This window comes from Leptospira ryugenii, assembly GCF_003114855.1.
Lineage (GTDB): Bacteria > Spirochaetota > Leptospiria > Leptospirales > Leptospiraceae > Leptospira_A > Leptospira_A ryugenii.
In genome coordinates, this window is sequence record NZ_BFBB01000005.1 from 173,645 (window position 1) to 184,358 (window position 10,714).

Below are 10,714 nucleotides of genomic sequence, written 5' to 3' on the forward strand. Positions count from 1 at the left end.
ATTACTGGAATTTCATAATCCTCTCTACATAGATGATCATCTCAATGATCTCAATCGCAATTTGATCCAGTGATTTGCCAATTTCAATTTTTTCGGCAGGACTGATCTCTTTATCAAGAGAGGCATTTCCTACTTCGGTTAAAAAACTCCGCATTTTATCCGCCAAAATAGTGTTAAACCACGTTTTAAAATCAGAAATCCGAATCTTATACTCCGGGTCTAAACTCCCACTCAACTCCCAACCATTGCCTTCCATGTATCTGATCTGGACTCGAAAGAGTCCTTTTTCTTTTTCAAGACTGACAAGGGATTGTTCCGGCAAGAAATCAAGTTTTCTCATCATGGACACAAGGGTTAAGATTTTCTCGAGTAAATCGATGAGTTTTGTTTTCTCCTGCCCTGTGATCTTTGCGTCGTCCCCCAAAGAATTCAAATAACTAGTTGCCAATTCTTTATAAAGATTGGTCAGCGAAAGAACTCGCTCTCTAAATTGGCTCAGCCGTACTAAGCTATCATCAAACCGACCAATGGACTTTAAGGCAAAATCTGGAGAAATATCGATCATGAACGTTCCTTTCCCTTCCAATGAATCAGGATTTTTTAGAATCGTCAATCGAATCGATTGGATTTATCAGATGATTTTTGAAGTCTATCCAAAAAGAGGGATTTTCATGCTTTCATTTTTAAAGTCTTTGTCATTGGGAATGATCTTTCTCGTCGGTTTCTCAGAATGCCAAACGAGTTCATCACAAAGGAGTGAATCGGGCCGATCCACAATCTCACAAGCTGGTTCGATGCCTGAATTTATAGAAGGGCTCTACATCAATACAAAGACGATCCGCAACCCAAAATTTTGGAACACTCTCTTCCAATCGATGCAGGATGTTGGGATGAATGCAGCAGTCATTGACATCCAACCATTTCCTCCCTCAGCGGAACAGATTGCGGACATTCGCAAACGTGGCATTTATCCAATTGCAAGAGTGGTCAATTTTGAGGGTGGACTGGTAGACAAAGCTCCGAGCCCCGACAGAATGCGTTCTATCCAAAAAGCAATCCGTACGGCATGCGAACTTGGGTTTCCTGAAATACAATTAGATTACATTCGTTATGCGGATGGTGGAACAAACTTCACGATGCCTTATGAAAAACGATACGAGAGTATTTTAAATATAATACGAGACCACAAAGAGAAAACAAAAGATGTATGTGGACCATCTGTCATCTGGTCCGCAGATATTTTTGGTCGAGTGCCTTTTATAGAAAATGATATCATTGGTCAAAAGGTAGAGCCATTTAGTGAGGAACTGAATGCACTTTATCCGATGTTGTATCCATCCCATTTTTATGGCCTAACCAAAAGAGTCTCAGATCCATATGGAACGATAAAAGATGGCTTGGACTTTACCGTTGAAAGAGCAAAAAAAGGCACACGAGCACTCGCATGGGTACAGGGATTCAAGATGATGATAGGGCCTAGTCGACTCAGCTATCAGGATTATATCAAAGTGCAAATGTTAGGCGCCTGGGAATCGAAAGGCCACGGATTTATCGTTTGGAATGCAGGAAATGATTATTATGATACCCTTACTGCATATACTGCTTACCAAAACGAAAAAAAGAAAAAGTAAAGCCTCATTCAGAGGCTTCTTCCAACATCTTTCTTCTTTCATAAGCCTCGGCTTCTTCCTCCCCAAAGGCTTTCACTCGCAATTCTTTTAATTTTTTTTCCTTATCTTTATCAGAAAGGTTTGGATTTAAACGCAGAAATTCTTTCTCTTGTTTTTCATAATTGGAGATACGTTCAGCTTGTTCGGATTCTTCTTTGCGTATTTTTGCCAGTTCTGAGGCACGTTCCTTTCCAAAGTATTTAATATCTAAAGCTGTTAATTTTTTCTCTTTTTCCTCTGCATTTAGTCCCGCAAATTCCCTCTCTCTCAAACCAATTTCGGTTTGGTAGTGGTCAAATTTGTCCTCTCTACTCACGATAGAATCATAATAGGAACCATATGTCTTACGTTTTAAAGTATCGAATTTTTTGACCCTTTCTTCGGGATTCATGTTTTTACTGCTTTGGATAAAATTTGCTGAACCTTCTAAAAATTGTACCTGGGATTCTTCCATACCAAAGACGAGATCAGATTTCTCATCTCCCATGATCTCCCTACGTTTGTTTTTTAAAATTTCATATCTATCTTCAAACTTCGACTCCCCTGAGAGATCTAATTTTCGGATGCCTTCTTCATAGCGGAAATAACTCTCAAATAAATCTCTCAACTTTTCACGTCCAGGAGATTCATAGGTTTGGTCTATGTATGTAAGTATAGTTTGATTACATTGTTCTGCCGTATAACCAGCATCACACTTTCTTCGCAGAGCCCAAAGTTCCCAGACAAAATTGATTTTACCAGTTTTGAGATCTTCAATGATTTCAAGATAGGATTTTGGTGAATCCTCACGAAATGGAGAAAGTGCAGCATCCCAAAATTGCGATTGATCACCTAAAGGCTGTAAGTTCGCATTTTGTTGTAAATCTTCATTTTCGGGGTGCATAGACCTTGCCGTGTCCGAAGGATCATTTTTGGAAAGCTGTGTAAAAAGAAAAAAGGCTGTTAGTAAGAAACAAATTCCAAGTACCGAATAGAATAAAATCTTTTGTTTTGACATGGTATAGAATAAAAAAGGGTCATGCGTTCAAATCGCACAACCCTTTCTTGTAATTTAGAAAAGAGAAAAGTTTACAATCCCGCTTGCGCGTTTCTTGCTATATTTAAATACCAACCTGTTACATCGAAGAAGCCTTGGCCACTCCATTCGAAGTTTGTCGCTTGCAAATGGTCTATCCCAGTCGCATACCAATATCCATTTGCTTCGCCCTTATAAGTTCCCCATCTTTGAGAAGTAAGAGGTACCACACCATCATTGGTTCCGCCCAGTCCATAGAATAAACCTCCAGCCCAAGTGATAGGGTGAGTCAATGCCATGAGAGGGTGTTGGATGAGGTCCGCCCATGCCATGGCGCTGCCGTAGGAATAGTACTTTTTGCCAGAGACATTGGGTGAAGAAGAGTTGAAAGTATTTACATAACTAACAGTGAGAGATCTTCCCATAGCGATCACATCTTGGGGACGCCCATCGCGGTAGACCAATTTTGCCAATAAACTAAGTGCAGAGTTTGCGAATGGCTGTAACCAACCTGGTATCACAGCTAACACGATATCTGCCATAGGTGCTCCTCTATGGAGTGAATTTACAGTTGTAATGGTGGCGGTTTTAGAGGCAAAGCCGAGGTTAGAAACCATATACCGAATGACAAGTCCACCTTGCGAGTGGCCAACCAATTGGACTTTCGTACAACCATTGGAAGCCATCCATGAATTGACTGCCGATTGGATTTGTTGTGCACGCACAGGGATGCTGTTGGTCGCAGAACTTCCAGGAGTTGTCACCTTCGCACCTTGGGAACGGAGGTAGCTATCGAGCCCTCCCCAATACTTTACCAATCCACCAGCAAGGCCTTTGGTGTCATCAAAGCCCAAAATCCCATGCACAAGTGCAATGCACTGTCCGTCTAGAGGACCAGCAAACAAGCCTGTTGCGGGGGCTAACAGGAATAAACTCACGATTCCGCTCAATAGTTTCTTTTTCATATAGGCATCCTAATTTCTTTCGAATGCCATATTTATGTCAGTATTTGAGCGATCGTCAAGGCATTTCCCCAAAAATTAATCCAAATGGAAGTTTTTTTACTGAATTGTGTTCAATTTATGCCAAAAGTGCGCTCTTCTAAAGTTCGGTAGTAGCCGGAGGCCTCTTCGTTGCGGATGATCTCAGCCTCCTCGCCGAATAGCTTGGTTCGAAGACCTTCCAGCTCTTTCTCTTTCTCTGGGCTGAGTGTTGTCTTTCCGCCAAGGAGTTTGCTCCTAAGATTGCGGTAGGTTTCTAAATTCTTCCATTTTTGTTCTCGCTCATCTTCCAAGGCATCCCATCGATTCAATGCAGCCTGGTCCATCCCCATTGCCTCTCGGATATCACGTAAGGTAGATTTTCTCTCAGCAAAGGACATTATCTTAAGATCTTTTTGGACAGATTGTACAAATCCTTCGGTAAGAGTTTGTTGCCTTTTTGCTAAGACTTGTGGAAGCTCCTTTCCAAAGTTTTCTTTCAGGGTTGATTTGAATGAAGATAGTTTGGCATCAATATTACCTGGAGGACTCTCTTGGATTCTTTGGAGAGCATCAGAGACATTCTGCATTTTTTTCTCGATAGCCCAGATTTCATCAGCCTTTTCCCCGAAGAGTCGATATCTTTCTTTCCAAACTTCTTTTCTACGATCGGCTTCCGACATCATACCAAGGCGGATCATATTCTTTTCTCGAAAGACATTATACGAATACATTTTTTCAGAAAGACGGAACAATTCCATTGCTTTTTCTGGGAATGCTAATTGTAAAATCTCATTCAATTTTTCTACCCAACGGTCAGGGTAGAGTTTTGGTAATTCTTTCATCAATTCCTCCAACAGTGCAAATTGCACCCTTGGATTGTCTATGTTCTTACCATATTTTTCTTGTAAAATCTTAGCTATTTGTTCGTCAGAAAATTCGCTAAATGAAAATTGATCATAGTTTTCTGGCAAGTCTCCCAAGTCTCGTTTTTCATAAATTCTTTGTTTTTTAGAGAGCTCTCGAAATCTCTCTTCCGTTTTATCTTTATTACGCAGAGAATAATACAGTCCTAAAAAAATGCAGGCTGCTAAAACTAAAATGATATAGATTCTTTTTTTTGATTGGAACATTGGAATAAATTATAGGACAAAAGAGACGGACTTACATCCGTCTCAAATTAAAAATTTTAACCGCCTTTACTGACAATAAAGTCAAGAATTGCTGCATAAAACTCGTTCTCATCGAAGGTATCTGGAGGTATCCCCACCACATCTAAATGGTCTTGGCTAATCACCGATGCCTTTGAAGTCATCTGCGCAGAACTTGGTGCATTGAGATTGCTTACATATCCCAAACTTGAGTTTACTGAGATGGAATCCAATGAAAAAAGGTTCTCATTGTATTGAAGACGATCTCCCATCTGTTGAGAGTTGATTCCGACCAATCCATCATCGTCATTATTAGTTTTATTTCCATCACCTTTCCCTGCAGCGCCATCATTATCACAGTCATCTATACAATATCCATCACCATCGATATTATAAAAAGCCTGTTTCACTAAATAGAGTGCAGGGTTTACATTGATGCCCTCTTGCGCAGTAATCAATGATCCATAATAAGCGGCATTTGATGAATTAACATTGTAATTAGTATTGAAGGCTTTCATACCAGTCGTTACACCATCTGTAGATGAATAGTCATTGTAGACTAATTGTTTTGCTGCCGCATAACCATCATTTCCTGATCCATAAATTGTATTTCCGAAAATAGTCGCAAGCGCATTGATCACAGATACTACACCTGGGTTTAAGTCGAGAATGTACTTGGCAACAGGGGATCCCCTATGAGGGCTGGAAACGGAAATCAATGCATGTACAACTTGTCTACCGTAACGAGCGCGAAGAACAGCCGCTGCTTTTCTTGCATCAAGTCCGCCTTGGGAGTGACCAATGATGTTTACTTTAGTTGCACCAGTGGTAGTTATATAGTTTTGGATGCGATCAGCTAACTGAGTGCCACGAACTTCTGACGACTGAAAAGGTTGCACAGAGGCCGCCAAGGCTTTTTGACCTGAATGTATGCTTCCATTACAAGAGACTTCCAAAAATTCGTCGCATGGGTCACCGACAAACACACCGCTGTCGTCTCCAAAATAAAAATAACCTAACAAATTGTCAAAACCAGACAATCCGTGTGCGAATACCACAGGGTAGACGGTCTTTCTTGCACCAGCTTGCAAAGAACTTGCGAATAGTAGAGTCCCTAACAAGAGTAGCGCGAGCCTTTGTATTTGTTTCATAACTCACCTCAAGGGAAATTTTGACACAAATATCGCCACAAATCAATTTAATTTTGTTCAATATGAGGCTTTTTTGACTTATATTTACCACACAAAAGGCTTTTCGGACATGTACGTAGAAATGGCGGGAAAACTTGCCGGATTTTCTCCCTTAGTTCTTTCTCTTCGGTAAATCTAGCTCTCTTAGGTGCCGCAAGCCACAAAGCTCGAGGCCAGGGAAGGACCCCTCTGCTTCCTTTCGGTTCCCTTCCGGTAGATACAATTTGGTAATGCCTATGCCAGAAAGCTCCTTGATGCGGAGGTTGATTTGCCCTATGCTCCTTACTTCACCCGAGAGCCCTACTTCGCCCAAAAACCCCTGGCTCCTAGGAATGCTTGTATCCTGGTAGGAAGAAACAATGGCGGAGACAATCGCTAAATCCAAACTGGGTTCATCGATACTCAAACCACCTGCGAGATTGGTAAAGATATCACATTCAAGAAGCGGTATTTGGAGGTATTTTTCGATCACAGCAGAGAGTAGAATCACCCTTCGGTTGTCCAAACCTTCTGCCATACGCCTTGCTTGGCCAAACGCCGATTTGGTGACAAGCGCCTGAACCTCGACAGAGATAGGCCGAGAGCCCTCCATAACCGAAGAGAGAACACTACCTGATCTATCTTCAGATTCGGGAGAGATAAAGAGGCGATGCCTGTCCTCCACTTGGGAAAGACCCTCCCTAACCATTTCGAAGACTGCAGAATCCCCTACGGCACCGAAGCGATTCTTCACAGCACGAAGCATACGGTAATAGTTCAATCTGTCCCCTTCAAAGTAGAGAACTGTATCTACTAAATGTTCCAACACTTTTGGACCCGCAATGCTTCCTTCCTTTGTGATATGCCCAATCAAAAAAATAGGAATATTTGTACGTTTTGCTGCTTCCAAGAAGACTTGGCTACACTCTCTCAGTTGGGTTACTGAGCCTGCTTGGTTGACCAAACTCTCTTTCATAATCGTTTGGATGGAATCAATAAAGACAATGGCGGGGCGAATGTCAGCAATCATCCTAGCAATGTTCTCCGCATAGATTTCAGAGGAGAGGAGGATATCTGGGATGGACAATCCCATCCTTTTGGCTCGCATTCCGATTTGGTTTGCAGATTCTTCGCCCGAGACATAGAGAACTTTTCCTGTTTGGCTCAAAGAGCGAGCGATCTCCAAGACCAAAGTGGATTTGCCGACACCTGGCTCCCCTCCTATGAGAACTAAGCTTCCAGGAACAATACCTCCACCTAAGACCAAATCCAATTCCGAGAAACCAGAAGGCAGTCTTTGCATCTGGCTTTCTTCGATTTTGGTTAAGGGAATGGGTGTACTGTATTTGGCATCTTCCTTTGGTGAATGCCTTTCTTCAAACCGACTGCTACCGATGACGACCTCTTCGATGCTATTCCATTCACCACAGACAGAACATTTACCAGCCCATCTTTGGCTCTCTGCTCCACAGGATTTACAACGGAAAACTTTCGAAGGTGCCTTTTTGCTCATGGAACCGCTTAATGTTCGAAGAGGTTGTGAACTTCGAGGAGATCTAAATCCACTTGGGTTTCTAAGAAAGCAAAACACTTTTCGGCAAGAGTGAATCGATTTTCACGGATCATCATTTCAGTAAGGATTTGCTCCAGAGAAATGAGATACCGCACATCTGCACCTGCATAATCGATTTGGTCTTTGGAGAGAATTTTTTTACCCCAATCAGAAGACTGATTTTTTTTGTCTATGGTCTCATCAAAAAACTCTCGGATTAACTCCTTTAATCCATGTTTGTCGGTATATGTCCTCGCCAGTTTGCTGGCAATCTTTGTACAGAATACGTGTTTCAATTGAATGCCAAGACGAGCTTTGAGAAAGGTCATATCCATTCTTGCAAAGTGGAATATTTTTAGGATTTCGGGTGATTCAAATAATTTCTGAAGTTTTGGTGCATCTTTTTGGCCAGGCAATATCTGGACGAGTGCAATGCGATTTTTTGAATCGCATATTTGAACGACGCAGAGTCGATCCCTGCGAGGATTCAAACCCATCATCTCGCAGTCAACGGCGAGTCGATCATCTTTTTTATATGCTTCGAAAAATTCATCTGAAAGATCGCCTTGGTGGACAATGGGTTTTATACTTGAACGTTTTTGGGTCATATTGGTCTACTATGGAAAAGGTTCCTAACATTTCATCAAATAGAATTTTCCCATGAAAATCCAATACAGAGTTTTAGATAAAGTCACCATTTCTCCTTTCTATGAAGTGAAACCAGGTGTGTACCAAAGCGCCTGCCATAAATTTGAGCTCACACTCTCCCAGACGAGTAGCTCAAAAAAAGAAATTGTCATTTCACCAAAATTGATCTGGAAAGAAACAACACGACCAGAGGTTGGCTTTCAAATCGATTTTTTAAACCTTCGCTTAACAGAGATTCCACAAGGAAGTGCCTACCAAATCTTCCGACATGGTTACCAATCTTGGTCACTTTCTCAAAGGATGAACCCAAAAGAATTGGACCGCTCTCCTGTCCTCAAATTCCTCCAATACTCCCAAGAAAATATCTATAGCAATCACCAAGGTGTTGAGGGACTTGTCTTGTCTGAGTATTTTGTACAATTCTACCAAAGTGATTCTCAAAAAGGTACTTTGATTGGCTCACTGGACAGAGGCGAGTTTGGCTTAAAATTTGAATCGAAATTGAGCCCAAGTGGCGAGATTGCATTTGTGGATGCAATTTATGATTTCTATTCACTCCCAGATTTACGACCCAACCATAAAATTTCCATTTCAAAGATATTGATCAAACCATTCACTGGGCTCCCAGAAGTTACACTTGCAAACTACTTTGCCGACTTAGGCAAACAGTTAGGTGTTTCACCATTCCCGAAAAAAGTCCCGAAAGGATGGTGTTCTTGGTATTACTATTACACCAAAATAGACCAGAAGATCATCTTAGACAATTTAGCAAAGGTTAGAGAGCTCAATCTCCCTTTTGAATTTTTTCAGATTGATGATGGCTACCAAAGAGAAATTGGGGATTGGTTGTATCCAAATGAAAAGTTTCCTGGAGGGATGCGCATCCTCGCAGATGAAATCAAACGGGTGGGCCTAAAACCAGGGATTTGGTTAGCACCTTTTTTGGTGAGAAAAAAATCAGAGTTTTTCCAAAAGTTTCCCGAAGCCGTTTTAAAAGACCATGAAGGTAAACCCGTGCCTGCCCTCTACCAACCTCTTTGGGGCTCTGGATATACCTATGCTTTGGACATCACTCACCCCACCTCCCAAGCATACTTAGAAAATGTATTTACCACCATAGTCAAGGAATGGGGTTATCCTTATCTCAAATTGGACTTTCTGTACGCTGGACTCTTACCCGGAGAAATCTATAATCCAAAACTTTCACCTCAAGCCCGTTATATGGAAATGTTGGCACTCATACGGAAATTTGTGGGAAAAAACACATTTCTTCTTGGATGCGGTGCTCCTATGTTACCTTCCGTTGGTTACTTTGATGGAATGCGCATATCCTGCGACGTTGCTCCTTTTTGGAAGCCAGAACTGAGCAGAAGATTATTGAAAGACCGCAATGCATTGTGTACACGAACGGCTCTCATCAACGACCTAACGCGAGCATCTATGCATAGAAACTTTTGGTTAAATGATCCTGATTGTTTGTTAGTTCGAAAGAAACAAAACAAAATGAAAGAATACCAAACAAAAATTATGGCAACCGTTATGGCACTGTCAGGTGGTATGCTCTTGGTTTCCGATGATTTGACAAAGCTCGAAGAGGACAGGCTTTCCCTGATGAAAAAAGCCTTTCAGCTCAATGCAGATTGTGAAGCGCATACTCCAATCCCATTGGGTATATTCAAAAATGACTTGCCCGAGGCCCTATACAATCCTGCAGGTTATCTCGGGGTTTGGAATGAAACAGACCAAAGCAAAAAGATTCGATTGGATTTACCGAAAGCACTAAAATCGTCAGGTCCCTTCTTCGATTTTTGGACTGGTGAAACAGTTTCCTGTGAACTTTCCCAGAAAAAAGACCAGATCGAAATCCAAGTACCCGCTCATTCTACGATGGTGTTTGCGACTGGTTAAAGAAAAAACCTTGACCTTCGTTTTCGTACAGCTAGATTGAAGGGAAGTTTCTCTTTTGAGGTAGTTATGAAGTTGTTTCGTTTTCTTAGACTCTCCCTTCCTTTTCTCCTAACAGGATTTGTAATGGTCTGTGCTTCTCTGGACACAGCCTCAGGATCTCTATCCCGATTGGGTTTTTCCATCTCGGATTCTACATCAGCGCTCCTCAAATCTTTGAGTACTAGTGTTTCTTCTGTTTCTGATTCTATCTCCAAAGCAACAGAAGAAGAAAAAGCAGCGATGTACCAAAAAGACATCGAAGCCGCCATAGTCCTTTTGCATGAGGAGCCTAAAAGTGCATCCGAATTGGAGAGAGAGCTACAAAACATTGCGATGAAACATGGAATTAGCAACTGGCAAGGACAGTCTGTAACCTATGTGGGGATCGGAAAAGGTCTACGCCTAGCGGGAGCTAAAGAATCCGAATTCTTAGCATTAAAGGACACACTCGCATTGCAAAATCAATCCATTGCAAAACATCTTGAGGAAGGATACAAATCCAATTAAGATTTTTTACTTTTTGCCTATGTTTACTTTGGGCAGAAGATCTTATCCTCGCCCAAAGTAAAAACCAAACAAATG

Annotated in this window: 10 protein-coding genes; 3 read left to right on the forward strand and 7 right to left on the reverse strand. The window is 41.5% G+C overall.

The genetic code is table 11. From position 1 onward, the window contains the following. Position 1: 1 nt before the first annotated feature. Complete coding sequence (locus tag DI060_RS10685) at positions 2-565, reverse strand: hypothetical protein (RefSeq protein ID WP_108976491.1); 564 nt, start codon at positions 563-565, stop codon at positions 2-4. Between DI060_RS10685 and DI060_RS10690 the strand changes: the two genes are divergently transcribed. Then, positions 564-1,631, forward strand: coding sequence for a putative glycoside hydrolase (locus DI060_RS10690; RefSeq protein ID WP_244594362.1), 1,068 nt, complete (start codon positions 564-566; stop codon positions 1,629-1,631). The genes DI060_RS10685 and DI060_RS10690 overlap by 2 nt on opposite strands. A gap of 4 nt (positions 1,632-1,635) precedes the next feature. Here DI060_RS10690 and DI060_RS10695 read toward each other — a convergent pair whose 3' ends face one another. The 6 genes from DI060_RS10695 to DI060_RS10720 form a co-directional block, all read right to left on the reverse strand. Next, positions 1,636-2,667 carry a lipase chaperone gene (locus tag DI060_RS10695; protein ID WP_244594363.1) on the reverse strand — a complete coding sequence of 344 codons (1,032 nt, stop codon included), beginning with the start codon at positions 2,665-2,667 and terminating at the stop codon, positions 1,636-1,638. Positions 2,668-2,738: 71 nt separating this feature from the next. After that, positions 2,739-3,650: a lipase family alpha/beta hydrolase gene (locus DI060_RS10700; protein WP_108976492.1), complete on the reverse strand. Its 912-nt coding sequence runs from the start codon at positions 3,648-3,650 to the stop codon at positions 2,739-2,741. 110 nt (positions 3,651-3,760) lie between these two features. Then, on the reverse strand, positions 3,761-4,798 hold the full coding sequence (locus tag DI060_RS10705) for a hypothetical protein (RefSeq protein WP_108976493.1): 1,038 nt from the start codon (positions 4,796-4,798) through the stop codon (positions 3,761-3,763). Positions 4,799-4,854: 56 nt separating this feature from the next. After that, on the reverse strand, positions 4,855-5,967 hold the full coding sequence (locus tag DI060_RS10710) for a lipase family alpha/beta hydrolase (protein WP_108976494.1): 1,113 nt from the start codon (positions 5,965-5,967) through the stop codon (positions 4,855-4,857). 151 nt (positions 5,968-6,118) lie between these two features. Further along, positions 6,119-7,498, reverse strand: a complete 1,380-nt coding sequence (radA, locus tag DI060_RS10715; protein ID WP_108976495.1) for a DNA repair protein RadA — start codon at positions 7,496-7,498, stop codon at positions 6,119-6,121. An 8-nt stretch (positions 7,499-7,506) separates the two neighbouring features. Further along, positions 7,507-8,145 (reverse strand): ribonuclease D, encoded by a 639-nt coding sequence (locus DI060_RS10720; RefSeq protein WP_108976496.1) that lies wholly within the window; start codon positions 8,143-8,145, stop codon positions 7,507-7,509. A gap of 52 nt (positions 8,146-8,197) precedes the next feature. Between DI060_RS10720 and DI060_RS10725 the strand changes: the two genes are divergently transcribed. After that, positions 8,198-10,093 (forward strand): glycoside hydrolase family 36 protein, encoded by a 1,896-nt coding sequence (locus DI060_RS10725; protein WP_108976497.1) that lies wholly within the window; start codon positions 8,198-8,200, stop codon positions 10,091-10,093. A gap of 66 nt (positions 10,094-10,159) precedes the next feature. Continuing rightward, positions 10,160-10,639: a putative lipoprotein gene (locus tag DI060_RS10730; RefSeq protein ID WP_108976498.1), complete on the forward strand. Its 480-nt coding sequence runs from the start codon at positions 10,160-10,162 to the stop codon at positions 10,637-10,639. The last annotated feature ends 75 nt before the right edge of the window (positions 10,640-10,714 follow it).